This is a genomic window from Pseudomonas sp. NFPP04, from assembly GCF_900113815.1.
GTDB classification, from domain to species: Bacteria; Pseudomonadota; Gammaproteobacteria; order Pseudomonadales; family Pseudomonadaceae; genus Aquipseudomonas; species Aquipseudomonas extremorientalis.
Window position 1 is genome coordinate 40,243 of sequence record NZ_FOQS01000017.1, and the last position, 25,329, is coordinate 65,571.

A 25,329-nucleotide genomic window follows, 5' to 3' on the forward strand; every position below is an offset into this window, starting at 1 on the left:
ACTTAGCAACAGTCGGTTTACCAGTTTTTCGGACCCAACAATTGAAATCCTGGATTATCAATAGCAAGGGGGGGCGGTGCAGCGCTGGATATGGGTACTTGAAGGCCGGGTTTACGGTTCGCAGTATCCTGGGCGCGCACGCGAGCAATCCCACGTACGGAAGTGCTCACTTTGTCCAGCGGCGTAGGGCCGGACGCTGCATTCGGTTGCGCGAGGGTTGGCTTGCTCCAGCCGTAACTGAGCAGGTGGCCGCCCTCGATAAACTGCTTAGGCCCGGGTGCGGAAAAACCTGAAAAAGCTGCCTCTGCCGACCGCAGGTTGGAAAAGTCCTTGTACTTGATCAGTGCCTTGTTCGTAGCAGCCTGATAGGCCTGCATTAATGCCGGCTCCGGCAGAATCATCGGGTCTGTAAACGAGGGCATGCCTTTATTGGCAAACTGTGGCGCCGTCAGATCAAACGCGTAGGTTTTGCCCTTGAAGTCGCCTATAGGTAAAAAATGGTTGAATACACCGTCCGGGTTGCGCGAACTCCAGATCAGCATCGCTCGAAACTTGATGTTTTCAAACCCATTTGTACGCATGAATTCGGCGACCGTTTCCGCGGCGCTTGCGCACTGTCCTGCGGGAGCCATGAAAGCATTGTGCAGCTTGGGATTGGTGCGCAATGTGTCCATGAACCCATGCATCTCAACGGGTAGTGCTCGTGAAGGGCTGCCTTCAATCTGTCGAAAGGGCTCGATTCGGGTATCAACGTCAGGCGCGCTTGAGGGCGCCGCAAGTACGCGGGTCGGTGGCTTTTTGAATGATATTGAAGGCGGTGATAAGCGTAATTCTGAGGTTTTGACGAGGGCACTGAATCCTTTGTTGGTATCCTGAAGATGTGCCAACGCATAGAGTGTCCTTGCCAATGGATCGTTATTAGTCGCATAGGGTTTAAAACTCTGGGTCAACCCGAACAACCATTCAGCTCGGGACAATCCCGTTGGAACACCCGAGTTCTTCAGTTGGTGTGCAAATGCACCACGAGCGATATCAGACCCCATCTGACCAGCTTCTCCACTGAGGCGAACCGCTTCTTCGGAAGTCCCGCTGATTGCCCGATGAATATCATCAATCACACTGATTTTGCTCAAATCGGCCTGCTGAAACTGCGCAATAACCCGCTGCAAACGCCCTTCCGGTATCCAGGGGCTGCTGGACGCCGCAATCCAGCCCGCCGCCCTCTGCACAGGTGGCCCACTGACGGCGCGTGTCTCAATGGTCGGCGGCTGCTTATGCAGTTGTTTTATAAACTGGTCCACGGTATCGAGGCGTTTTGAATCAGATTCAAGCAATGCTTTTGCAGGATTGATTTCACTACGTTCACTCTTCCAATTCGTCGCTGTCGTGAGATCACGTCGCAAATTATTGGCAATCGACTGTCTGACAGACTGCTCACTGGTCCGCGCGATCAACTTCTTGCCGATACGGGAGGCCATTAACTTAGTCGACAAGTAACTGACCTTTTGTGCATCGGTCATTTGGTTCCAGATCGTTGGTGTTCCTGCTACCCCTTGGATGCCTGGCGCCGCTCCTGATGCCACAACATGGCCCGTTGCAGATGAAGAGCCTGCACTTTTAGGGAGCAATGCAGCCGCACTTGCCGGCGAGTGGGAAGCAGAAGCGGCAGGGCGAAAGTTGATCCCGTACTTGCGTGCCAGCACGTTGTTTATTATGCGAAACGTATCAGGCCGAATAATGTATTCCTTGGAAAAACGGTAATAATTCACCGCCGAGGCCAATGTATTTGCCCCTTTTGCTCCGCCAATCGCCAAAGGAATGCCGAGTGAAATAGCCGTTGAAATAAGAGATACCCAAGCGGACGTTTTGGCGGTATCTCGCTCCGTCGGATCGTCGCTGATTTCAGCTTTCAACGCGTGGGCGCCTGCGCTGGCCAACCCCAGGCCAGTGGCGTAGATCATCCCTTTCAATGCGGCGCCGCTGCCGGGAGCGCCGAACATAAATATTAAGCCTTGGACCTTCAGAAACTCGGTGAGGACATCCAGTGCTTTGAGCGAATAGTACTCCCAATCAGCAAAAATCAACGTGTCAATATCTGATTCGACACGTTCCATATTTGACTTGAACAAGGAGGCGCTCAGTTGCTGTATGCTTTCCTGGGCCGTAAAAGTCAAGGGTTTGATATTGACCTGGCCACCGTTACGGCCCATCCCTATTTGAACGTTTGTCGACATCTTTGTTCGAGTGACCTCAAACGCCTGTGGATTCCTGGCGGCCTTAATTTGCTCAATGAGCGGCAGTTTTATACGGATCCAGCTTTTGAATTTTTCATCTTTTGGGTAAACAGGCATCCCCTCAGTATAAGACGCCCCGAACTTCCAGTAGCTATTACGTTTTTCACTGATATAAAAACAGTTGTCGTCATCCACACTACACAGGACCGCCGCCTGCCCTTGAGTGACAGCAAACACACCATTGACCTTCGCGCCATGAAATTCAACCTCAGATGCCTTTAATTCTCCATTCAGAAAACGACTCATCAACACATGACCAGGATGCTCAATGGAAGTGTTAGAGAGATAGTTAAATGCAGCATTCTTGATCCTGCCATCATAGAAGTCTACCCATTTCTGCTCTATGTCTGGCCGAGATTTATAAGCAGAAAGCTCAGCCTCCAATGCCGGCCCCAATGAATGTTTAATAAATTTGACTAGCTGCGGATGGGAAACGCGGGAAACCTTATAGCCCATATCGAGATATCCGCGCATCGATCTTATCTCCTTCAAGTAAGTACCGGTGACGACTTCCTTGAGCGTGAAATATTTTTTACGTTCTACTGTAGCCACGATATTGTAGTTAAGGTTGCGTGACTGGTCTTCCTCGTACCAAACGGTTATCGTGCTGTTAAGTCGCAGACTCACGGTCTCTCCCGTCTTCCTTTCAAATGCCTTGATACGCTGAATGATCATTTCGTCCAATGCAGCAGACGGTTCCAGAATGGGTGCATAAAGGTTGGTCATCCATTCGAGGGAGTCTTTAATGTGCGCTTCCAGACTACTGGTCAATTTTTTCTCATACGTCGCTTGGAGTTCGGTACGCTGAATTTCGAAGCGCTGCAATCCCGTGGTAATCGCCCCTGCCAGCATCTTGTCATCCACCTCGGCACCGATGCCTCCAGCGTTTCGCACAAGCTCACCATTGGTCTGGTTTTCGCCATGGGCACGATGCTTCAGCATTGCGTCGACTGAGCCTGTCCGTGCAACCGAAAGGTTGCCATCATCCACACTGCGAGGGGCGCGAGACTTCACTGTGTACAACTGATCCAGAAACACTTGCCCGATCGATACATCCGGGTGATCAGGCGGTGCCTGTTCGAGTGCGATATCCACCTCTGCGTCCAGCATCGGCAAGCGATCGCTTGAATACGTCCTTCGTTCGTTATCTTCCAGTCCTGGGGAAGCTGGCAGGAACCAGTTGCTATAAAACGTACTGATGCCGCCATAGGCGGCAAGCACCCCCAACGCAAGCACAGGGTGTTCTCCGACAGCATCGCCGACGCGTTGCGTCAGTAGAACCCCCTTGCCGAGCAACCAACTGCCCAAGGCAATGCCCAAGCGTTGCATCTCTGGCGTGTAACCTTGCTCCTCAACAGGCCCTGTGGTTTCACGGTAGACACCATTGGCGCCCGTGGCGTAACGACCCGACATCGGCGGACTGGCTTGGCTGAGCACGTCTTTGAGCAGGACTCTGACTTCCTCCAACTCGACACCTTCGGCACCCGGCAGGCTCAACGCGGCATCGATGCGGCTCAGCACCTGCCGGGTTTGAGAAGTGAACGACGCCAACCATTGTTTATCCGCAGGGGCGGCCTCTGCGTGTTTTTCCCGAAGATCATCGACAACATTAGGACCATGGTCGACTGCGGCCATCCGCAGCTCGTCCTCGTAGTACATCTGGGCCTGGTTGACCTGCAGCAGGTCGGGCCGCACACACTGTTTGTTGTACATGCCCTTGATTCCATCAGCAGCATCCAGAATCCCCTGCCCGGCCTGCTGTAACCCCAAATAGGTCTGCACGTTAAACAGTGGCAGTAGCGGCGCCGTGTCCTTCGCCAAGGTTTCGCCGACATCGATGGCGAAGGCAAACTTGGCGGCCTCGAAACGCTCTCTCAGTCGATTGACATGGACGCTGACCACGGCGGCCTTATCGCCAGTGAGCCCACGCAGGCTGTCCTCGGCGTCCATCAGTTGCTCGCCCATTTGCGCAAGCGCTTCAGCCTTGGCGAGGGGAATATAGCGGTTGTTCAACCTGGCCAGCCGCTCTCTGGCCTTCCACGCCTGTTGCAGGGACCGATTGGGTGTATGCCCCGGCTGATGCCCTGACCCCGCCATTTGCACACTCACCCACAGGTCCTTGATTTTCTGGCGGGTGCTGAGCGGCCGTGGACGAACATCTTCATATGCCGCCCGTAACATATGGTGTTGATAGGCGTCGGACTCACGTTTTATCTGAGTGCGTAACTGGTTCAGCTCGTTGCCGAGCGCTTCGCTTTCCTTGCGAGGTATTGCATTCGTAGCCACTGGCAACTGCGCCACGGCAGCGTTACCCGGCCCTGATTCACCGGCAGTGAGAGATTGAGAGGTTATCGACAGCGGCATCTGACAGACTCTTCAGCGAGGAAAGATGCCTGAGAGTTGCGGATTGAGCGCTTGGCTCCTATCGGATAAGTCGCAGTGCGTTGTGGTACTCAGCCCTCAGCCAGCACCGTCCAAAATCAGACTACGATAGTGCCCCGGGTTGGAACCGGCCCACTTGCGAAAGGCTTTGTAGAATGAGCTGGTATCAGCAAATCCGAGCCGTGCGGCAATCTCGGCAAAACTGATCTGCGGCTCCGCCAACCACACAATCGCCAACTCCTTGCGCACACTGTCCTTGAGCCCCTGGTAGGTCTGCCCTTCTTCCGCCAGGCGCCGGCGCAGGGTCGAGGCGGAAATGCACAGGCTGGCGGCGAGGCCTTCGGTTTCCGGCCAGGTGTCGGGGGGCATCTGGCGCAAATCGTGCTTGATACGGGTGGCGAGGCTGGCGGGGTCGCGGTATTTGACCAGGATGTTGGCGGGCGCGTGGGCGAGGAAACGCTTGAGTTCCTCTGAGCTGCGCTTGATCGGCAGGTCCAGGCAGTCGGCGGAGAAGATCATGCGCGTGCGGGGTCGGTCGAAACGCAGGTTGTCGGAGAACATCACCTGGTAGTCATCACAGAAATCCGGTTTTGAGCAACGCAGCTCAATCGCCAGAATCGGGATCCGCCGCCCGGCCAGCCAACAGGCCACACCGTGCACGATCATCCAATAGGTAAAGTAAGTGAAGGCCCGATTGGGTTCGGACTCGGGCTCCAGTAATACGATCTCCGCCAGGCTTTGTTGGCGCACCAACTCGGCAGGCAGGCGCTCCAGCATCAGCGACAGAAACCCCAGTCCGGTTTCCAGCCCGGTGGCGACGGTAGGTTGCGCCATCGCGGCGCGGCAGAGGAACGCCAGGCTGCCGGACTTGAGCTTGCGCGGGTCCATGCCGAAGAACTCATCATCCATGCGTCGCGCCAGCAGGCGCCACAGACGTGCGTAGGTGGTGGCCGAGACCCGCGCGTTGGGCTCGGCCAGCAGTGCCGGGTCAATCCCGGCTTTATGCAGCACTTCGGCACTGGCCGCGCCGGGCGCGCAGCTTTGCAGCAAGGCCTCACGCACCAGGTGGAGGGAGATGGTGTCTTTTTCCGACATGGGGAAACGGGCATCCGGCGGCGCAAATAATGACGTGCATCATAAGGTGGGTTGCGATTCGCCACCACCGTTCAGCCCATGTTCAGCAAACGTCAAGAATTGTTGTTTAGCAATGAGTATCATTATGTTACAACTTAGCCTCCTATCTAGTTGTGGCGCGGTGCCGAATGCTCGTTCCTTTTCTCATCATGCTGCGCGAAGGCATTGAAGCCGCACTGATCGTCGGCATTATCGCCAGTTACCTGCAACAGACCGGCCGTGGTCAGTGGATGCCTGCGGTGTGGATCGGCGTGTTTCTCGCCGCTGCGTTAGCCCTGCTGGTCGGCGGCGGCCTGGAATTGGTCAGCGCCGAGTTTCCGCAAAAGCAACAGGAACTGTTCGAAGGCATCGTCGGCCTGGTCGCCGTGGGCATCCTCAGTTCCATGGTGTTCTGGATGCGTAAAGTGGCGCGTTCCATCAAGCACTCCCTGCACGAATCCCTCGATCACGCGTTGGCCGGCTCCAAACACCAGGTCACTGCGCTGATCGTGATGGTGTTTTTCGCCGTGGCCCGTGAGGGTCTGGAAACCGTGTTCTTCCTGCTGGCGGTGTTCCAGCAGAGTGAAGGCCCTGGCGCACCGATTGGCGCCCTGCTCGGCCTGATCCTGGCGATCATCGTCGGTTTCCTGATCTACACCGGCAGCATGCGCCTGAACCTCGGTGCATTTTTCCGCTGGACCGGCTTGTTCATCCTGGTGGTGGCGGCCGGCATCCTCGCCAATTCGGTACAGGCCCTGCACGAAGCAGGCGTGTGGAACCACCTGCAGACCGTGCTCTTCGACTTCAGCACCGCCCTGCCCATGGACAGCCCGCTGGGCTCGGTCCTGGCCGGCATGTTCGGCTATCAGGAAGCCCCCACCGTCAGCACCCTCGGCGCCTACCTGATTTACCTGGTGGTGGCGCTGGTGATGTTCTTCCTGCCCGCCGCGCCCCCCAAGCCGGCCGTCACACCCTCCTCCGTTTCCAGCCAGTAAGGACCGTCTCTTGTCCAACCCAACCCCTCAACCGGCTTCGCCACCTCGCGCCCTGCGCTGGGCCGTGGCGGGCTCGGTGGTCGTGATGATCGCCGCCGGCGGCCTGTTCTATTACGCCTCGCAACTGGCAGCCAGCAAACGACAGACCAACCACAATGAAATCGCCGTGACCATTCACGGCCACGCTTGCGAGCCGAATGAATTGACGGTCCCCGCCGGCCACGCCAGCTTCCGCATCATCAACCGCTCCGATCGTGCGGTGGAATGGGAGATCCTGGACGGCGTGCTGGTGGTCGAAGAACGGGAAAACATCGCTCCCGGCCTGAGCCAGGTGATCAACGCCAACCTGTTGCCCGGTGACTACGCGATCACCTGCGGCCTGCTGAGCAATCCGCGTGGCACCTTGCACGTAACACCGACCGCCGAGTCCGACGCCCAGGCCAAGGCCAAACCGTCGATGGTGGCGTTCATTGGCCCATTGTCGGAATTCCGCGTGTACTTGAGCGGCCAAGGCAGCGCACTGGTCAAGGCGGTAACCGCGTTGCAACAGGCCATCGACCGTGGCGACCTGGCCCAGGCCCAAGCACTCTACCTACCGGCTCGGGAGGCTTACCAGCGCCTGGCTCCGGCATCGCAACGCCTCGCGCAACTGGACAACGCGATCAACGCTCGTGCCGACTATTTTGAAAAACGCGAACAGGACCCGGCCTTCAGCGGCTTCCACCGCCTGGAATACAGCCTGTTCCAGCAACGCAGCCTTGACGGCCTGGCGCCGGTTGCCCAGCGCCTGCTGACCGACGTCAGCGCCCTCAAACAACAACTGCTGGCCCAGTCCCTGCCACCGGAGCAACTGGTCAGCATCGTGGTGCGCAACCTCAACAGCCTTGCCGATGTACGCGCCATCAGCGGTGAAGAAGAACGCTACAGCCATGTCGACCTGAATGGTTTCGCCGCCAACCTGGAAGCCGCCCACAAGGTGGTGGAGCTGATGCGCCCGCTGCTGACCAAGTCCGCCGCCGACCTGTTGCCTGAAATCGACAGCGCCCTCGCCGCCTTCGATGGCGAACTGCAAGGCTTCAAGGTCGACAAGGGCTACGCCACCTACGACACCGTAACCGCCGATCAGCGCAAGCAGATCGCCGACAAGGCCAAGGCTCTGGCCGTTGCACTCGATGGAATCGACCCCGCCCTTGGCCTTTCCGGCCTGCAGTGAAGACGACCGCACACATGAGTGATTCAGAACACACCAACCTTCAGCGTCGCCGTGTCCTGCTGGGCATGGCCGCCACCGGTGCCGCGATTGCCGGCAGCGCCCTGACCTGCCCGGCCATGGCCGCTGCGACGGAGCAAGTCACCACCGCACCGCGCAGTGACAAGACCCAGGACCACCACGACTTCTTCGGCAAACACCAGAGCGGTATCGTCACCCCACGCCCGGCCTGCGGCATGATCGTGGCGTTCGACGTGCTGGCCAGCGACCGTGACGACCTGGAGCGCCTGTTCCGTACCCTGAGCGAACGCATCGCCTTCCTGATGACCGGCGGCACCGTGCCGCAAGTCGATCCGAAACTGCCGCCCACCGACTCCGGCATCCTCGGCCCGGTAGTCACGCCGGATAACCTGACCATCACCGTTTCTGTCGGCGAGTCACTGTTCGATGAGCGCTTCGGGCTCGCCAAAGCCAAACCCAAGCGCCTGACTCGCATGGTCGGTTTCCCCAACGATGCGCTCGAGCCGGCGCAGTGCCATGGCGACCTGAGCCTGCAGTTCAGCTCCAACACCCCGGACACCAATATCCACGCCCTGCGCGACATCGTGAAAAACCTGCCCGACCTGCTGCTGGTGCGCTGGAAACAGGAAGGCAGCGTACCGCCCCAGGCGCCTGCCAAGCCCGGCGAGCCGGCCCAGAGCGCGCGTAACTTCCTCGGTTTCCGTGACGGTTCGGCCAACCCGAACTCCAACGACGACAAGGCGATGAACCAGATTGTGTGGGTACAGCCCGGCAGCGACGAACCGGCATGGGCGGCCAACGGCAGCTATCAGGCCGTGCGCATCATCCGCAACTTCGTCGAGCGCTGGGACCGCACCCCATTGCAGGAGCAGGAAAGCATCATCGGCCGGGTAAAGCCCACCGGTGCGCCGATGGATGGCCACAACGAAACCCAGGTGCCCGACTACAGCAAGGACCCGGAAGGCAAACTGACCAAGCTCGACGCACACATCCGCCTGGCCAACCCGCGCACGCCGCAGACCCAGGCCAACCTGATCCTGCGTCGGCCGTTCAACTACTCCAACGGCGTCAACAAGAACGGTCAGCTGGACATGGGGCTGTTGTTCATCTGCTACCAGGCTGACCTGGAGAAAGGCTTTATCAGCGTGCAAACCCGGCTCAACGGCGAACCCCTGGAGGAATACCTCAAGCCGGTCGGCGGCGGGTACTTCTTCACCTTGCCAGGCGTCACCGGGGCCCAGGATTTCCTCGGGCGCACGCTGCTCGCTGCAACGCACCCTCAAACCACTGCCAATACCTGAAAAACACACTCAGAGCGGATACCGTCCCATGAAAAAGTCGACTATTGCGTTGTCGTTGTTATTGACCCTTTCGCCGCTGGCAGCCTTCGCTGCCGCCGCACCGCTGGACCTGGTAGGGCCGGTGTCGGACTACAAGATCTACGTCACCGAGGAAATCGGTGAGCTGGTCACCCAGACCCAGGCGTTCACCGACGCCATCAACCAGGGCGACCTGGCCACCGCCAAGAAGCTCTATGCGCCGACCCGCGTGCACTATGAGTCCATCGAGCCGATCGCCGAGCTGTTCAGCGACCTCGATGCGTCCATCGACTCCCGCGTCGACGACCACGAAAAAGGCGTGACCGCCGAAGACTTCACCGGCTTCCACCGTATCGAATACGCGCTGTTCTCGCAGAACACCACCAAGGGCCTGGAAGCGCTGACCGCCAAGCTCAACAACGACGTCAACGACCTCAAGACCCGCGTCGACGGCCTGACCTTCCCACCCGAGAAAGTCGTAGGCGGCGCCGCAGCGCTGCTGGAAGAAGTCGCCGCCACCAAGATCTCCGGCGAAGAAGACCGCTACAGCCACACCGACCTGTATGACTTCCAGGGCAACATCGACGGAGCGAAGAAAATCGTCGACCTGTTCCGTGGCCAGATCGAGAAGCAAGACAAGGCCTTCCTGGCCAAAGTCGACAAGAACTTCGCCAGCGTGGACAAGATCCTGGCCAAGTACAAGACCAAGGACGGCGGCTTCGAGACCTATGACAAGGTCAAGGAAAACGACCGCAAGGCCCTGGTCGGCCCGGTCAATACCCTGGCGGAAGACCTGTCCACGTTGCGTGGCAAGTTGGGTTTGAACTGACCCAGGGGCCCGGCGACCGCTCAGCCATCAGCGGCGCAGCGGTCGCTATGCTCAAGCAGCTTGCGATCCGGGCGGTTTGGTAGGGTCTACCTGGCCCATACCGACCAGAAAATAACAGCGCATTTTTTCGTCTACCGTCATCAGGTGAGGCATTGCCTTGCTCAAGCCCGCACTGACAGCGCCCCGGCTGGACAACTTGGACAGGCCTTTGGACGCGGCACTGATCAGGCGCGGATAACCATCCACCGGATTGAAGACCGCGTTCAAGAACAGTGCTGTCTGCTTGGAAAAATCAAATGCGGCGTCGCTGAAGCGCACCTTGGGTTCATTCCAGGACCAGGCAACCTTTGGGGTGCTCGGGGCGACGCGAGCGCTGAATCTGCCGATGGACGGCCGGCTGGTGTTTTTTGCCAGGGTCTTGAGCGAACGGATCAGCGACCGTGCCTGGCCTCCCGCACCGATCATCAAACCTGCGCCGTCCAACGCCAGACTTTGCAGGCCTTTGCCAAAATTACCATCGCGAAAGTCCTGATAGGCACCGACGAAGGGAACCAGCGATAGCAGCAGGTTGACATCCCGCGCATGGGCCTCGCGGCTTTTTTCCACGGGTAACTGGCCCTTTGCCCGTGCAAGCATGTCCTCGGCACTTTCGTAGAAATTGCGTTCGGTGATTTCAACGGCAATGTCCTCGATACGGTCTGACTGATAGGTATCAGGAACAAACGTTTCCCTGGTCACGTTTTCGGGGAGTGGGCGCGGCCCCCTGGTAACACCGACTTTATCGAGAATGACATCGGAAGAACTGACGCCTTCGCGTGCCGGTGCACCGCTGGCATACGCATTGAAATCCAGGCCGACGTCATGACCGCGACGGATGTATTTGTCTGCAAGCAATTTGTACTTTGCCAGGTAGCTTCTGTCCGAGGCCACCTTATCCAGGGCATTCGTTACCTCAAGGCTGTCGTGCTTGACGATGTTTGCGCTGTAGAGCACTTCGTAATAGGTGACAGTATTGTCGTGAACTACACGCATCAATATCCCCTGCCGCGCGGTCACCGCCGCTCGGTCCTGGTCCGACTCCCACACCTGCTGTTTGCCAGTGGCCTTGCGCAACGTGAACAGTTCTACACTGCCCAGTTCGATGCGCTGGCGATCGACCAACGGCAACCCCGCGAACATCAGTTTGAGCTTGGTGACGAAGCCCATCTTTTGATCGTTGTGGTGACGGGTGACGGCGCTTTCCAGTAGGGGGTCCAAGGCGGGAAGCCGCTCGATGATTTCGTTGAGATTTTGTCGAGCCGCTGGCGAATTCGTAGAGGACTCATCAATATGCCGATAGGGGGTATTCGAACGTTTGCCAGCGTTGGACATATCGGTGGTCAAGACCCATCTGTCCTTGGTCAGATCGCCGCTCATGTACGCCTCGATCAGCGAGCGCGTACGCGGTTCGGAGCGCCTCAGGTTGCGGCGTTCGTCGGAGTCGGGGAGATGAACCTTCATCGCCTCCAATTGGCTGAGGCTGGTCTGAGGCACGGCCTTGAGCAACTCTTGGGTCGCCATCTGCCTGCGCGACGGCAAGGCGGTGCTCAAACGGTTGAACGAACGAGCCGAGAGTGTCCGTTGCCGCGAGAACACACTCGACGTTTTCTTGAGATCCTCCTGAGTATGCCGGCCTTGAGGCTTGTCCGGTATGACACCATTGAGCACTCCCCAGTCAAGCAATATGCCAAGGGCTTGCTCCTGCATGAGGGTGCGTTGACCATCGGACGTAGGCTCCAGGCCCGTCAGTGCGCAGACCTGCTCCTCATCCATCATCCGGGAGGTGCCTGGCAACATGCGTTCAGCCATCGCACAGCCAAGTCGCAATTCCGTCCAGGCCGATGTGCCGATCTTGATGCCCTCGGGTAAGTCCCGGACCAGAAACTCGGGGGCTTTCCTCGCCAGCGCCACATGGGCCACCAGGAACGCAAGGCTTGGGTCCATTGCCTTGTTGTCACACAAATACTGTTCCAGAGCCCGGCGGACTTCACCCAGGGTGCGTCCCGCATTGCTGGGGCTGTAAAGCGCGTAACCGCCTATCGAACCGGCAGGCCCTTGCAGCACCGCAGCAAGGATGTTGCCAAACGCTACAGCGTCCGGGCCCTGGCTCAACCTCCCAAGGTGAGCGTCGGGATCGGCACTCAGTGTTGCCGGGGTGTACATCGCGAGCGTAGCCAGCGGTTTGTAGTCCGGATCGCCCGGTTGTAGCGGGACCAACCCAGAATAATCACCCAAGGGCGGGGCCGGTGGCAGGACTGTGCGCAACCACCGAATGACGTTGCGGGTCGCCGCAGCCGTACGAGGTACGCCCAACCCCTTATGCTCAAGCAATTGGGCAACATCGTAGCTGGAGTGGGGCCCCATACCCTTGGCAGAGGCCGGCGATGGCTGGATCTTCAGTGTTGACCAATCGGTAGCACGGCTATCCGCCAGTGGCTGCACCTGCTCTTCAAGCAAATTCGCCAGGAAAGCGCGCTCATCCAGGTCACTGATCACGCCGCGCACATCGTCGAGCGCGGCCAAAAACCGAGGAGCTACCGTCAAGCCATGCGCCGCCACCTGGCCTTTGAGTGCCCGCTTCTGTTCAGTGGATTCACCGGGATCCAGGCCGTAGGCGTTCAGCACGACGTGCAGGGGCATACGAGGCTCATCAAGACTGACGCAAGGCAAGCCCTTATCGTCGGGGTCAAGCACATTGCACATCGCCCGTAGATGCCGGCTCGCCTCCCCCCAGCCACTGTCGTCAGTACTGCTGAACGCTACGGGAGTGCGTATGCCCCCCGCGGCGGTGAAACCCTCTACGCGATCCTTGCGCAGTGTCAGGGTGTCCATTGCCAGGCCTTTGAGCGAGAACCAGGACTGAGAAGACGGTTGATCAAGCAACTGGCGGTAGAGGGCCAAGGCCGCACCGAGACTGCTGTCATCAGGGATTGCCACACTATTCTGGCCGCTGTCGAGGGCCTGTGCCAGACGCTCAGCCAAGGTGGAGTCTCCGACAGTGCCGGTGGCACTGGGCGACATAGGTAATGTCCAGGTGGGCGCCGCAATTGCGGGCGTACCGGGGCGTTCAGGGACAGTTTCGCAGGGGTTGGATGGGACAAGGGAAATTGAAGGTTGGGACATGGGCGCCAGGTCAGGCGCCGGAGTGGCTGGCGCGCAGATGACCGAACCGCTTTGGGCAAGAATAGATGGCATGTTGCTATCCTCTTTATGGCAAATCCATTGAGGGAAAAGCCGTGCCTCCTTGAACGGTTGGAAGGCACTGTAAGAGGGGAAAAGGCAGCCGTTCTATAAGCCGACGCCTAAAACCAGCGATGAAATCGGGCAGAGACTCTAGAGAATCCGATACAACAACCGCTCGATTCGTACCCGGCTGACACGGCGCAGGAACTTGCCGACCGCCTCCGGGTAGTCCGGCAACGCCTGCAAGTCCTGGTAACGCTCGATTCGCGTGGTGTGCTGGAAAATCTGCGCCAACTCGGTACGTCTCGGCTCCAGCCACTCGCTCTTGGGATCATCGATCAGCAAGGCGTTTTCCAGGTCGAGGCGAAACGCGCGCGGATTGAGGTTGTTGCCGGTGAGCAAGGTGTAACGCTGGTCGACCCACATGCCCTTGAGGTGGTAGGTGTTGTCGTCGTGGTGCCACAGGTGCAGGTTCAACTGGCCGTGGTCGATGTCGCGCTGATGGCGCTTGGCGAAACGGCGCAGGCTGATCTCGTACAGGTACGGCAGCGCGGCGATCACCTTGAACGGCTCGCTGGGCGGGATGTAGAAGTCGTTGGCGGTCTTGTCGCCGACGATGATATCGATCTTCACGCCACGCGCCAGGGCGCGGTTGATTTCGCGGGTCACTGGCAGCGGCAGGTTGAAGTATGGCGTGCAGATGGTCAGTTGATGCTGGGCACTGGCAATCAGCTCCAGGATCACTCGACTCAACGGATTGTTCTTGCCCACGCCCAGCAGCGGGCTGACCGATAGATGGCCGTTGGGCAATTGCCCGGCGGTGGTGTCGTATGCCGCGTGCTTGAGACGGCTACGCAGGTCGCCAATGTCGTTGCGCAGGCTGCGGGTGGTGGGCGGGTTGGGCAGGTCCAGGCGATGCACCGCCTTGGACGCCACCAGGCCGTGCTCCACCAGGTGCTGCATGGAGTCTGCGAGCGGTTGGCTGTGGATCAGGTGGTAGCGGTCGTAGCGGTATTTGTCGAACTTGTGCAGGTACACGTTGTTCAGGCTCGCGCCGCTGTAGAGCACCGTGTCGTCGATCACAAAGCCCTTGAGGTGCAGCACGCCGAACAGCTCGCGGGTTTGCACCGGCACGCCATACACCGGCACTTCACTGCTGTGGCTCTGGGTCATGGCCTGGTACCAGGCACTGTTGCCCGGCTGCTTGCCGGCGCCGATCAAGCCACGCTGGGCGCGCAACCAATCGACCACCACCACGATATCCAACTCCGGACGCGCTGCCTTGGCGGCGTGCAGGGCGTCGTAGATCTCCTGCCCTGCCTCGTCCTGCTGCAAATACAGCGCGACGATGTAGATACGCCGTGTGGCCTGGGAGATTTTCTCCAGCAGGCAGCGACGATAGGCAGCAGCGCCGGACAGCACGTCAATCGCATCAGGAGTCAGGGGGAAACCGCGCAGTTTGGGCAACAGGGAGCGTTTGAAGAACGACGGCATAAGGCTCGCAATGGGTCGAATCCGAAGAGGCCCCGAGCTTACACCATGGGTGGGCCCAGGTCTTGCTGTGACGCATGGAAAAAATTTAATTGACCAAGAAGAACGATCGTTCTACTGTTCACGACATGAACGATATGACCAGTAATGAAACCCGCGACATCATCCTCGACGTCACCGAGAAGTTGATCTATCGCCATGGCATCGCCGCCACCGGCATGGAGTTCCTGGTGAAAACCGCTGGTGTCTCGCGAAAAAGCATCTACCGCTACTTCGCCAATAAAGACGATTTGGTGATTGCCGCCCTGCAGCGTCGTGACGAGCGCTGGATGCAGTGGCTGCGCACAGAGGTGGAGTGTAGCGAAGGCACCGGCCAACGCCTGCTGGCGGTGTTCGATGCACTTAAAACCTGGTTTGGCTCCGCCGATTTCCGCGGCTGCGCCTTCATCAACACCAGCGGCGAAACCGGCGACCCGCAGGATCCGGTACGCCAGTTGGCCAAGGCCCACAAACAGAAACTGTTCGAGTACCTGCTCGAACTGTGTCAAGCACATGGCACCCCCGACCCTGAGCGGCAGGCCGCGCACCTGCTGATCCTGATCGATGGCGCCATTACCGTTGCCCTGGTGATGGGCGATTCAACAGCTGCCGATAATGCGCAATGCATGGCGCAAACCTTGTTGGGACTTTGATCGCACAACGGCGCAACTTTCAACACACCCTGATTGTTTGAGGAACTGCCCCCATGTCATCGACTGCAGAAACACGTCCGCCCCTGCCGCCATTTACCCGCGCATCGGCCATCGAAAAAGTGCGTTTGGCCGAAGACGGCTGGAACTCCCGCGACCCCCACCGGGTGTCCCTGGCCTACACCCTCGACACGCAGTGGCGTAACCGCGCCGAGTTCGCCCATAACCGCGAAGAAGCAAAAGGCTTCCTGACCCGTAAATGGGCCAAGGAGCTGGATTATCGGCTGATCAAGGAGCTGTGGGCGTTTACCGATAATCGCATCGCCGTGCGTTATGCCTATGAGTGGCACGACGATTCGGGCAACTGGTTCCGTTCCTATGGTAACGAGAATTGGGAATTCGACGAGAACGGCCTGATGGCCAATCGGTTTGCCTGCATCAACGACATGCCGATCAAGGAAAGCGAGCGCAAGTTCCACTGGCCGCTGGGACGGCGCCCGGATGATCACCCGGGGCTGTCTGACCTGGGTCTGTAAACCGTGGCGGCGATGGCGTTGCTGAAATCGCCATCGCCGCCAGGCCGGGCTCCTACAGGTTGTTGTCGGCTTCAGTCCTGATTGAGGCCGACTCGATATAGCACGCCATCATCCTCATCTGTCAGCACATACAAAAAGCCATCCGGCCCCTGCCGTACATCGCGAACCCGCGCTTTCAAAGCGCCCAGCAAACGCTCCTCGTGAATCACCTTGTCACCGTCGAACTGCAAGCGGATCAGTTCCTGGCTGGCCAGCGCGCCGATGAACACATTGTGCTGCCAAGGCTTGAAGCGGTCTGCATCGTAGAATGCCATGCCGCTGATACCCGGTGATTTTTCCCAGACATGATGGGGCGGCACAGTGCCTTCTGCGGTCTTGCCTTTGGCTTCGGGAATCGGTGCCAGCGAGTAATTGATGCCGTGGGTCGCCAACGGCCAGCCGTAATTCTTGCCGCGCTCGATGATATTGATCTCGTCCCCCCCGCGTGGCCCATGTTCATTTTCCCAGATCGTGCCACTCCAGGGATTCAGCGCCAGGCCCTGGGGGTTGCGCTGGCCGTAGGACCAGATCTCCGGGCGCACGCCTGGCTGGCCGACGAAGGGGTTGTCATCCGGCACGCGGCCGTCGGGGTAGATGCGCACCACCTTGCCCTGCAGTTTGTCGAGGTCCTGGGCGGTCGGGCGGTCGTTGTTTTCGCCCAGGGTCACAAACAAATAACCGTCGCGGTCGAAGGCCAGGCGTGAACCGAAGTGATTGCCGGTTGACAGCTTCGGTTCCTGGCGCAGGATCACTTTGAAGTCGGTCAGGCCACTGAGGTCAGCCGCCAGACGTCCACGCCCTACCGCAGTACCGGCTGTTCCGCCCTTGCCGCCACCTTCGGCGTAGGAAAGGTAGACCATGCGGTCCTGCTTGAAGTCCGGCGACAGCACCACGTCCAGCAAGCCGCCCTGCCCCTTCGCCCACACTTCAGGCACGCCCGTGAGTGGCGCGGACAATTTACCGTCCGGGCTGACAAAACGCAGGTGGCCAGGCCGCTCGGTGACCAGGAAGCCTTGCTTGTCCGGTAGAAAAGCCACGGCCCAGGGATGGTCCAGGCCTTTGGCGATCGGCGTGACGGTGATGCTGCCTTGTTCACTGGGGAACTGCCGGGCATCGGCTGCGAAACTGGCCGTCAACGGCAGCAGAGAGGTTGCGCACAGCGCGGCTAGCAGGGTTTTGCGTAGAAACATAAGACGGAATCCTTACCGGCGATTGCCGTTGGCATCATAAGTGGGGGCTTTGGTTTCGGTGGCCGGGCGGCTGGGCGCAGCGTCGCGCTTGGGGTAGCTGTTGCCAATGCCGCCGTTTTCCAGGGTCGGTGTGCGCGTAGTCGGCCCGGTCTGAATCCCGCGAATCGCCGGCGCGTTGGGCTGGGTGCCCTGCATGCTGTTGGGGTTGGCCCGGTGGATCGGGCCATTGTTGGCGTTGTTGCTGCCGGGCAGGTTTTGCGCCTGGGCCACGGGGATCAGGGCCAGACCCAACAGCAGCGCTGCAACGTGACGCATACAAGTGTTCATTGACAAAGCCTCTCGGGAGTGAGGAGTACGTGCTTTCGATAACACGCTACGCCTTGGGTTCGGCTTTCGACACTAAATAGTTTCTCATCAGGTGTAACACGATCTGTCCGCGCATCTGCCAGGGGAAACTTTTCATATCGGCACCGAGTCACCAGAACACCCCCTCTACTCAAGGAGTCGCACCGATGCCACGAGCTATCTGGAAAGGCGCCATCAGCTTTGGCCTGGTGCACATCCCCGTTTCGCTGGTCTCGGCCACGTCATCGCAGGGCGTTGACTTCGACTGGCTGGACAAGCGCAGCATGGACCCGGTGGGCTACAAGCGCATCAACAAGACCACCGGCAAGGAAGTCACCAAAGACAACATCGTCAAGGGTGTGGCCTTCGAGAAAGGCCGCTACGTGGTGCTCAGCGAAGAGGAAATCCGCTCGGCCCACCCCAAGTCGACCCAGACCATCGAGATCATCGCGTTTGTCGCCAGTGACCAGATCCCGTTGCAGAACATCGACACGCCCTACTTTCTGGCACCGGACAAGCGCGGTGGCAAGGTCTACGCGCTGCTTCGGGAAACGCTGAGGAAGACTAAAAAAGTCGCGCTGGCCAACGTGGTCCTGCACACCAAGCAGCACCTGGCGGCACTCATGCCGCTGGAGTCGGCGCTGGTATTGGTGATGCTGCGCTGGCCCGCCGAAGTGCGCAGCCTGGACGAACTGGAACTGGGCAGCGACGTGACCAAACCCAGCCTGGCCAAGGGTGAACTGGACATGGCCAAGCGCCTGGTCGACGACATGAGCGCCGACTGGCAGCCCGATGAATATCGCGACAGCTTCCAGGAAAAGATCATGGCGCTGGTGGCCAAGAAGGCCAAGGCCGGCAAGATCGAGGATGTGGAAACCAGCCAAGACAGTGAAGAGCGTAAGTCCGCCGATGTGATCGACCTGACGGAGTTACTCAAGCGCAGCCTGGCCGGCAAACCCGCCAAGAAGCCCGCCGCGAAGAAAACCACCAAGGCGTCATAAGCCATGCCAAAGCCCCTCAGCGAATACAACCGCAAGCGCGACTTCGGCGTCACCGGCGAACCGGCGGGTAATGCGCCCGCAGGAACACGCAACGCTTCGGCGCTGTCCTTCGTGATCCAGAAACATGACGCGCGCAACCTGCACTATGACTTCCGCCTGGAACTGGATGGCGTACTGCTCAGTTGGGCAGTGCCCAAAGGGCCCAGCCTGGACCCGACGCAGAAGCGCCTGGCCGTGCATGTCGAAGATCACCCTCTCAGCTACGGCAGTTTCGAAGGCAGTATCCCGGTGGGCCAATACGGCGCCGGGGACGTCATCGTGTGGGACCGCGGTGTGTGGCGACCCCATGACGACCCGCGCAAGGCCTACGCCGCCGGCAAGCTCAAGTTCACCCTGGTCGGCGAAAAGCTGTCCGGCGATTGGACACTGGTCCGCACGCGCCTGAAAGGCAGCGGCGATAAGGAACAATGGCTGCTGATCAAGGAAAAAGACGCGCAGGCACGACCTGCCCAAGACTACGATATTGTCCAGGCCCAGCCCGACAGCGTGCTCAGCGACGCCTCGCTGAGTAAGCCAAAACCACGCGCAAAAGCCCGAAAAACCAGCGTCGCCCTCCCCGAGCACTTCACCCCGCAATTGGCCACCCTGGTGGATCGCGCCCCCGAGGGCGATTGGCAGTACGAAATCAAGTTCGACGGTTACCGCATGCTTGCGCGCATCCGCGACGGCGAGGTGCGGCTGTTCACGCGCAACGGCCACGACTGGACCGACCGCCTGCCGCGCCAGGCCAAGGCCTTGCAAGCCCTCAAGCTCAAGGACAGTTGGCTCGATGGCGAGGTGGTCAGCCTCAACGGCGATGGCCTTCCGGACTTCCAGGCGCTGCAGAACGCCTTTGATATCGGACGCAGCCTGGACATTGTCTACTACCTGTTCGATGCGCCGTTCCTGGATGGCCAGGATCAGCGCCAGGCCCCCGTCGAAGATCGCCGTGCAGCGCTGAAGACTGCGTTGTCCGGCAGCAGAAGCAAGCTATTACGCTTCTCCGAAGCCTTTACTGCCCATCATCGGGACATCTTTGAAAGCGCCTGTGACCTGGCCCTCGAGGGTGTCATCGGCAAGCGCCTGGGCAGCCCGTACGTGTCCAGTCGCAACACCGATTGGGTCAAGCTCAAATGCCGCCTGCGCCAGGAATTCGTGATCGTCGGCTACACCCGGCCGCAGGGTTCGCGCAGCGGTTTCGGTGCACTGCTGCTGGCAGTGAATGACATCTCGGGATTGGTGTACGCCGGACGCGTGGGCACCGGGTTTGATCAAGCGTCACTGAAGGCGATCCATGCGCAACTCAGGCCATTGGAGCGCAAGTCATCGCCCCTTGAAAAAGCCCTGACCAGCGCCCAGGCCCGTAACGTGCACTGGGTGGAACCGACACTGGTCGGCGAAGTGCAGTTTGCCGAATGGACCCGTGAGGGGGTGATCCGCCAGGCGGCGTTTGTCGCGATGCGCACCGACAAACCGGCCGCACAGGTCATTCATGAGCAACCGCGCACGGTCAAATCCATGAAATCTGCGAAAAAAACCACCGGCACCGTGAAGATCACCCACCCGGACCGCGTGATCGATAAGCAGAGCGGCATGCAGAAGGAGCAATTGGCGCAGTTCTACAACAGCATCAGCGAGTGGATCCTGCCTTTTCTGCGTCACCGTCCCGTGTCACTGCTGAGGGCACCCGAAGGCATCGACGGCGAGCAGTTCTTCCAGAAACATTCGGAGCGCCTGGCCATTCCCAACATCAAGCAGTTGGAACAGGCACTCGATCCCGGCCATGCGCGCCTGATGGAAGTCGACAGTGCCAAGGCGTTGCTCGGGGCGGTGCAAATGGGCACCGTGGAGTTTCATACCTGGGGCGCCACTGTCGACAAGATCGAAACCCCGGACCTGTTTGTACTCGACCTCGACCCCGACCCGGCACTGCCGTGGAAAAGCATGCTGGAAGCGGCGCAACTCACCCTCTCGGTCCTGGACGAATTGGGCTTGCAAGCCTTCGTCAAAACCAGTGGCGGCAAAGGCCTGCACCTGGTCGTGCCGCTGGCGCGCCGAGATGACTGGGACACTGTCAAGGCATTCGCCAAAGCGATTGCCCAATTCATGACCGAGCAACTGCCCGAACGCTTCACCGCGACGTCAGGGCCAAAAAACCGGGTGGGCAAGATCTTCATCGACTACCTGCGCAACGCAAGGGGCGCCAGTACCGTGGCCGCTTATTCGGTAAGGGCGCGGCCAGGTTTGCCGGTGTCGGTACCGGTCAGTCGCGAGGAATTGAAGGGATTGCGCGGGGCCCAACAATGGACCGTCGCCAATCTGCAGCAGCGCTTGGACGGCTTGAAGAACGATCCCTGGGACGGCTATGCCAATCGACAGAAGATCAGCAAAAAGATGTGGGACAAACTGGACGCCCATCCACCGGAGTGAATGGCGCCCGAAGCACTCAGATCAGCAGGAAAATGGCGGCCAACCCTGCAAAGATCGCCCATTTTTCCAGGTAATAACGCGTACGGTTGCGCTTTTTCAGCTCTTTGCCGCGCAAGCGAATCTTGTACAGCCGGGTGAAGGCGCGGTTGAGCCCGCCCGTCTTGTCACCGGCATCGTTGGGCGAGCCCGCAGCCGCCATTACGTTGCGGCTGAACCAGCGATTGAACGCAGCGGCCCAACGGTATTTCATCGGGCGCTCGATATCGCAGAACAGAATGATGCGGTTCTGCTGCGTGGTGTTTTCCGCGTAGTGGATGTAGGTCTCGTCAAACATTACCGGCTCGCCATCACGCCAGTAGTAGTTCTCACCGTCCACGTTGATGTAGCAGCCCGGGTCGTTCGGCGTGTCCAGGCCCAGGTGATAGCGATACGAGCCGGCATACGGGTCGCGATGGCGCACCAGCCTGGACCCCGGCGGCAGTTCGGCGAACATCGCGGCCTTGATCGAACCGATGCCCTGCACCAGCTCGGTGGTACGCGGGCACAGCTTCATCGCCGACGGGTGGCTGTCGCCATACCATTTCAGATAGAAGCGCTTCCAGCCGGACTTGAAGAACGAATTGAAACCTACGTCGTTGTACTGTTCCGAGCGCTTGATTTCGCCGGCGCGCAGCAGGTTCTGGCCTTCCTCGCGAATCTCCTGCCAATGCTCCTGGAGCGGGCTCAGGTCCGGGAAATCGCTGGGCGACAGATAAGGTCGGCTGGGCAGCCTGGAAAAGAGGTAGAGAAAGCAGTTGATCGGCGCGAGGAAGGTCGAATGATCACTGAGTTGGCGCCCCAGCTTGTGCCGCACCCGCCCACGCAGGTGTACATACGCAATCGAGGCAACGTAGAGAATAACAATGATGAGTTTCAAGGGATTTCGTCACAAGTCAGAAGAGAACAGGCTGCTCCTGCGTGCCTACAACGGACGAGGATGGATAGCAGCACCTGAAATCACAATTCACACAATCGGCACGACCGGCTGAGTGACCACCCGGCGCGTGGCCCTTTGCAGTTATTTAGCCACAGGTTGTAACCAAAAGTTAACTAAGAATTGTGAAAAGCTGTCTTCTGACGGATGTTGCGAAGGCGCACAACCACTGGGCATGAACCGCCGTTGTGCGCGATGCTGTTACAGCAAAGGTTCATCGTCCTTGCGCTCTCGGCGGGAAAAACGCCCCTCTTCCAGCGGCGAGTAAGGTGCCGGTTGTCCACGATTCTGCACAACGTAGCGGATCAACGCGATGACCAGCCCCAGCACCAGCCCTGCAGTCAGGCTCAAGGCAACCACCAGCGCTTTCTTCGGCTTTATCGGCGCCAGCGGCTCCTGGGCGCGACGATCAATGGTCACCAGTTTGAGGTTGCTCATATCGATGTTCAAGTTGCGCAACCGCGCGACTTCGGCACGCAGCGGTTCGACATCCTGCAGGAAAATGTCCTCATTGTCGCGCCTGCGCAGCACCTCGACCTTACGGTTCACCTCTAACATTTGCAATTCTTTGCCGATCTCGGCGACGCGGGCGTTGGTGAAATCGTCGCTGGTGCGTCGCTGGAGTGCGTCGCGCTCCGCTTCAAGCGCATTGGAGCCCATGAAATACAGCGGGATTTTCTGGTTGTTGACTTCAGTACGCATGACCTGCCCGCTTCCACCGCGTGATGCATCCGCCATTGCCGACGGCGTCGTCGGGGTTTTGATTCCCAGGGACTTGGCAATGGCGATGGCCTCGGTCAGTTCTGCCAGCCGATCACTGCGCTCCATCTTCATCTGCAGACGCAGCGCACTGAGCTCATCTTGCAACTGGGCACGCTTGAGCCGGTCGCTTTCCAGCAGTGAGGCGATCTTCGACTCTTTCTCGTTCTCATAATTGGCGCGAGCGGCATCAATCTTGCCCTTGAGCTCGTTCAAGCGGTTATTGACGATCACCTTGAGGTCCGCGCCCACTTGCTCGCGCTCGGCGCTAATAGCGTAATCGACAAACCCGTTGAGAATCGCCACACCATCGACATCGGCGGGGTACTGCAACTCCAGGCGGATGTAACTGCTCAACGAGTCAGCCTTTTTGGGGTCAGGCAGAATGAGGTTGACCGCGTTGCGATTGAAGTCTTCGAAAGACTGCTCCAGGCTTTGGCCTGGTTTCTGAAATGCCTTGAACAATTGCTGGTGCGACTTGAAAAATTCCAGCCGTGTTTCGTAAGAGTCCAATTGCGACCCCACCTTTGACAGCGCATCGGCGGGCGGTAGCTTATAAACCTCGGAACGGTTCAACGCGTCCAGCTCATTCAGCGCGGCAGGACGCAATACACTGCTGACCTCATAAGTCCGGGGCGCCAAAAGCGCGTAACCGCCCCCCAAAACCCCCGCAATGATCGCACACCCAAGGACCAGTCTTTTTTGCCGCCAGATCGAATGAAAGAGGTCGTACAGGTCAATTTCATCTGAAGAAGGAGTCACATGAAGCGGGACGTTTCGATTCAAAATTAGCTCACCTAAAAAAATGACATTAAACGGCCATCACCGCAAATGTTTGGAAAGCCCGTTGAAGGGCCAGGGGCAACGCCCTGCGACACCGATGTACAAGTCTTCGGAGCAATCTGACAACTCAGGGTAATGAAAAATCCCAACCCATTAAACTATGTTCGCCGCGCGTTGCGTAAATATTCCTACAGACATCAACGACTGGAAATATGCTTGTCATAAGAATAGACAACTTCAGTTGAATAATTGCCTTAAAACCGAAATAAACCCGAAAGGACTCTCTATGCCGATTACTCGCGATCCGGATTACCAACTGCTCCAAGGCGTCTGGGAGCAAATCGCCCTTGAAGACAACGGCGTGCCAAACCCCGTTGACGATGCCCATAGCGCGCCCGGTGCACTGACCACCATCAGCGGTGACCAATTTGAAGTGCTGACGGTCAATGGTGAAGTGCTCCTGGCTGGCCAGTTTTTCCTCGACAGCCGCACACTTCCTAAAAGCATCACTTGGATCGATTCCATCGGCGAAGATGCCGGCAAGCGATTGCCCGCAAGCTATCGCCTGGAAGGGGATGAATTCGTTTTTATCGCTGCAGATGAAGGCATGCCCAGGCCAATCATATTCAATACCGGCCCAGGTCAAACCATGCGTACTTTCGTGCGTCGCGCCTGACCAGCGCGTTTTTGCTTTTGGAAAAGCCCTCTCACTCAAGACGCCTGGTGGCGGTCAAGGTAAAGCACATCGGCAATTGTGCGGGCTGGTGCTCGTACTGGTCGTACAGTTCTTCGCGATTGGAATGGGGATATTCCTGCAGGTGGCCGATCTGCAACTGCGCGCCGATCGCGGCACTGACTATGTCGCCTAAGGTATGCACGTACCAATAGGAGGTCGGTCCGGCCACTTCACCCTGGCCTTCATAGACAATCGACTCCTGCAGCACGAACGGCTCGCGCTGAAAGTAGGAACTGGCCGGCAGGAATGGGTTTTGCGCCCGGGGATCGAACACCTCCAGAAACGGGTGGGTTTCATACATCACCAACGTGCCCCCCGGCTTGAGGGTGCGCGCAACATGCTGCATGAACAGCGCTGCATCCGGCATCCAGCCCAACACCCCAATCGTAACCAGGGCAATATCGAAGCGCCCGTGCAACGCTGGCGGCAGATGATGGATGTCACTCTCGATGAACTCAGGGTTGTGCGGCGAGACATCCGCCAGTTCCCGGGCCTGCTGGAGAAATGCCGGGGATTGATCCACCCCTACCACCGAACGCGCGCCCAGGCCAAACAGCGACAGGCTTTCGCGGCCATTGTTGCAGCACAGCTGCACCACGTCCTTGCCGGCCACGCCAATGTCTTGCAGCAGCCCGGTAATCGTGGGGTCCAGGCAGGAAAAGTCCGCCTGGCCGACGCTGTTGAGCAACGCGTTCCAGGTGTCGGTGGTCTTGTGCAGGCCGGCCGATTGATCCCAGGCGTCTTTGTTGCAGGCAATTGCCTGTTGAGCTGAGGGCATGTCCATTGCGTCTCCAGGTAATCCATAAAAAGGGGCTCAGAAAATAAGCCATGTCCCCACGGAATAAAACCCAGCTAATGCACGAAACTTAACGCAAGGCCAACGGGTCACTAACGCAATGCGTGTTCAGTCCTTGAACACCGCTTGCGAAGTGC

18 protein-coding genes are annotated in these 25,329 nt (G+C 58.9%); 9 read left to right on the plus strand and 9 right to left on the minus strand.

Features of this window, described 5'->3' with window-relative positions; genetic code table 11:
* Nucleotides 1-17: 17 nt before the first annotated feature.
* Both BM017_RS26510 and BM017_RS26515 read right to left on the minus strand, forming a co-directional pair.
* Entirely contained in the window at nt 18-4,595 is a 4,578-nt protein-coding gene (locus BM017_RS26510; protein ID WP_170856125.1) for a hypothetical protein, read from the minus strand.
* A 159-nt stretch (nt 4,596-4,754) separates the two neighbouring features.
* Complete coding sequence (locus tag BM017_RS26515) at nt 4,755-5,771, minus strand: AraC family transcriptional regulator (protein WP_092250144.1); 1,017 nt, start codon at nt 5,769-5,771, stop codon at nt 4,755-4,757.
* A 167-nt stretch (nt 5,772-5,938) separates the two neighbouring features.
* On the opposite strand from BM017_RS26515, the gene efeU reads away from it, so the two are divergent.
* From efeU to efeO (BM017_RS26535), 4 genes are read left to right on the plus strand one after another with little or no spacing between them, the layout of a single operon-like run.
* Nucleotides 5,939-6,784 carry an iron uptake transporter permease EfeU gene (gene efeU, locus BM017_RS26520; RefSeq protein WP_092250147.1) on the plus strand — a complete coding sequence of 282 codons (846 nt, stop codon included), beginning with the start codon at nt 5,939-5,941 and terminating at the stop codon, nt 6,782-6,784.
* 10 nt (nt 6,785-6,794) lie between these two features.
* On the plus strand, nt 6,795-7,997 hold the full coding sequence (gene efeO / locus BM017_RS26525) for an iron uptake system protein EfeO (protein ID WP_092250150.1): 1,203 nt from the start codon (nt 6,795-6,797) through the stop codon (nt 7,995-7,997).
* Between the two features lie 14 nt (nt 7,998-8,011).
* Nucleotides 8,012-9,316: an iron uptake transporter deferrochelatase/peroxidase subunit gene (efeB, locus tag BM017_RS26530; RefSeq protein WP_092250280.1), complete on the plus strand. Its 1,305-nt coding sequence runs from the start codon at nt 8,012-8,014 to the stop codon at nt 9,314-9,316.
* 28 nt (nt 9,317-9,344) lie between these two features.
* Entirely contained in the window at nt 9,345-10,163 is an 819-nt protein-coding gene (efeO, locus tag BM017_RS26535) for an iron uptake system protein EfeO (protein ID WP_092250153.1), read from the plus strand.
* Between the two features lie 51 nt (nt 10,164-10,214).
* Here efeO (BM017_RS26535) and BM017_RS26540 read toward each other — a convergent pair whose 3' ends face one another.
* Nucleotides 10,215-13,184, minus strand: a complete 2,970-nt coding sequence (locus BM017_RS26540; RefSeq protein WP_139216881.1) for a hypothetical protein — start codon at nt 13,182-13,184, stop codon at nt 10,215-10,217.
* 351 nt (nt 13,185-13,535) lie between these two features.
* A complete protein-coding gene (gene pssA / locus BM017_RS26545; protein WP_092250159.1) occupies nt 13,536-14,879 on the minus strand; it encodes a CDP-diacylglycerol--serine O-phosphatidyltransferase in 1,344 nt (447 codons plus the stop codon).
* Nucleotides 14,880-15,004: 125 nt separating this feature from the next.
* Between pssA and BM017_RS26550 the strand changes: the two genes are divergently transcribed.
* Nucleotides 15,005-15,568, plus strand: a complete 564-nt coding sequence (locus BM017_RS26550) for a TetR/AcrR family transcriptional regulator (RefSeq protein WP_092250162.1) — start codon at nt 15,005-15,007, stop codon at nt 15,566-15,568.
* Nucleotides 15,569-15,621: 53 nt separating this feature from the next.
* Nucleotides 15,622-16,101, plus strand: coding sequence for a nuclear transport factor 2 family protein (locus BM017_RS26555; protein ID WP_071495778.1), 480 nt, complete (start codon nt 15,622-15,624; stop codon nt 16,099-16,101).
* A 71-nt stretch (nt 16,102-16,172) separates the two neighbouring features.
* Here BM017_RS26555 and BM017_RS26560 read toward each other — a convergent pair whose 3' ends face one another.
* Both BM017_RS26560 and BM017_RS26565 read right to left on the minus strand, forming a co-directional pair.
* Nucleotides 16,173-17,330, minus strand: coding sequence for a PQQ-dependent sugar dehydrogenase (locus tag BM017_RS26560; protein WP_071495779.1), 1,158 nt, complete (start codon nt 17,328-17,330; stop codon nt 16,173-16,175).
* Nucleotides 17,331-17,342: 12 nt separating this feature from the next.
* Nucleotides 17,343-17,657 carry a hypothetical protein gene (locus BM017_RS26565; protein ID WP_092250165.1) on the minus strand — a complete coding sequence of 105 codons (315 nt, stop codon included), beginning with the start codon at nt 17,655-17,657 and terminating at the stop codon, nt 17,343-17,345.
* A 185-nt stretch (nt 17,658-17,842) separates the two neighbouring features.
* On the opposite strand from BM017_RS26565, the gene BM017_RS26570 reads away from it, so the two are divergent.
* Nucleotides 17,843-18,676, plus strand: coding sequence for a non-homologous end joining protein Ku (locus BM017_RS26570; protein ID WP_092250168.1), 834 nt, complete (start codon nt 17,843-17,845; stop codon nt 18,674-18,676).
* 3 nt (nt 18,677-18,679) lie between these two features.
* Nucleotides 18,680-21,145 carry a DNA ligase D gene (gene ligD, locus BM017_RS26575; protein WP_092250171.1) on the plus strand — a complete coding sequence of 822 codons (2,466 nt, stop codon included), beginning with the start codon at nt 18,680-18,682 and terminating at the stop codon, nt 21,143-21,145.
* Between the two features lie 16 nt (nt 21,146-21,161).
* On the opposite strand, the gene lpxO is transcribed toward ligD, so the two are convergent.
* Together lpxO and BM017_RS26585 are read right to left on the minus strand one after the other, a co-directional pair.
* Nucleotides 21,162-22,061, minus strand: coding sequence for a lipid A hydroxylase LpxO (gene lpxO / locus BM017_RS26580; protein ID WP_092250175.1), 900 nt, complete (start codon nt 22,059-22,061; stop codon nt 21,162-21,164).
* A 258-nt stretch (nt 22,062-22,319) separates the two neighbouring features.
* Nucleotides 22,320-23,663, minus strand: a complete 1,344-nt coding sequence (locus BM017_RS26585; RefSeq protein ID WP_092250178.1) for an LPS O-antigen chain length determinant protein WzzB — start codon at nt 23,661-23,663, stop codon at nt 22,320-22,322.
* A gap of 283 nt (nt 23,664-23,946) precedes the next feature.
* On the opposite strand from BM017_RS26585, the gene BM017_RS26590 reads away from it, so the two are divergent.
* Nucleotides 23,947-24,336, plus strand: coding sequence for a TIGR03067 domain-containing protein (locus tag BM017_RS26590; protein WP_071488433.1), 390 nt, complete (start codon nt 23,947-23,949; stop codon nt 24,334-24,336).
* A 31-nt stretch (nt 24,337-24,367) separates the two neighbouring features.
* On the opposite strand, the gene BM017_RS26595 is transcribed toward BM017_RS26590, so the two are convergent.
* Entirely contained in the window at nt 24,368-25,180 is an 813-nt protein-coding gene (locus BM017_RS26595) for a class I SAM-dependent methyltransferase (protein ID WP_092250181.1), read from the minus strand.
* Nucleotides 25,181-25,329 lie beyond the last annotated feature (149 nt).

Excerpts from the sequence above, each read along its gene's own strand:
- BM017_RS26570 (WP_092250168.1), top strand. The coding sequence starts at position 17,843 with ATGCCACGAGCTATCTGGAAAGGCGCCATCAGCTTTGGCCTGGTGCAC.
- BM017_RS26565 (WP_092250165.1), bottom strand. The coding sequence starts at position 17,657 with ATGAACACTTGTATGCGTCACGTTGCAGCGCTGCTGTTGGGTCTGGCC.
- BM017_RS26590 (WP_071488433.1), top strand. The coding sequence starts at position 23,947 with ATGCCGATTACTCGCGATCCGGATTACCAACTGCTCCAAGGCGTCTGG.
- efeB (WP_092250280.1), top strand. The coding sequence starts at position 8,012 with ATGAGTGATTCAGAACACACCAACCTTCAGCGTCGCCGTGTCCTGCTG.
- BM017_RS26550 (WP_092250162.1), top strand. The coding sequence starts at position 15,005 with ATGAACGATATGACCAGTAATGAAACCCGCGACATCATCCTCGACGTC.
- BM017_RS26555 (WP_071495778.1), top strand. The coding sequence starts at position 15,622 with ATGTCATCGACTGCAGAAACACGTCCGCCCCTGCCGCCATTTACCCGC.
- BM017_RS26560 (WP_071495779.1), bottom strand. The coding sequence starts at position 17,330 with ATGTTTCTACGCAAAACCCTGCTAGCCGCGCTGTGCGCAACCTCTCTG.
- efeO (WP_092250153.1), top strand. The coding sequence starts at position 9,345 with ATGAAAAAGTCGACTATTGCGTTGTCGTTGTTATTGACCCTTTCGCCG.
- pssA (WP_092250159.1), bottom strand. The coding sequence starts at position 14,879 with ATGCCGTCGTTCTTCAAACGCTCCCTGTTGCCCAAACTGCGCGGTTTC.
- efeU (WP_092250147.1), top strand. The coding sequence starts at position 5,939 with ATGCTCGTTCCTTTTCTCATCATGCTGCGCGAAGGCATTGAAGCCGCA.
- ligD (WP_092250171.1), top strand. The coding sequence starts at position 18,680 with ATGCCAAAGCCCCTCAGCGAATACAACCGCAAGCGCGACTTCGGCGTC.
- BM017_RS26595 (WP_092250181.1), bottom strand. The coding sequence starts at position 25,180 with ATGGACATGCCCTCAGCTCAACAGGCAATTGCCTGCAACAAAGACGCC.
- BM017_RS26515 (WP_092250144.1), bottom strand. The coding sequence starts at position 5,771 with ATGTCGGAAAAAGACACCATCTCCCTCCACCTGGTGCGTGAGGCCTTG.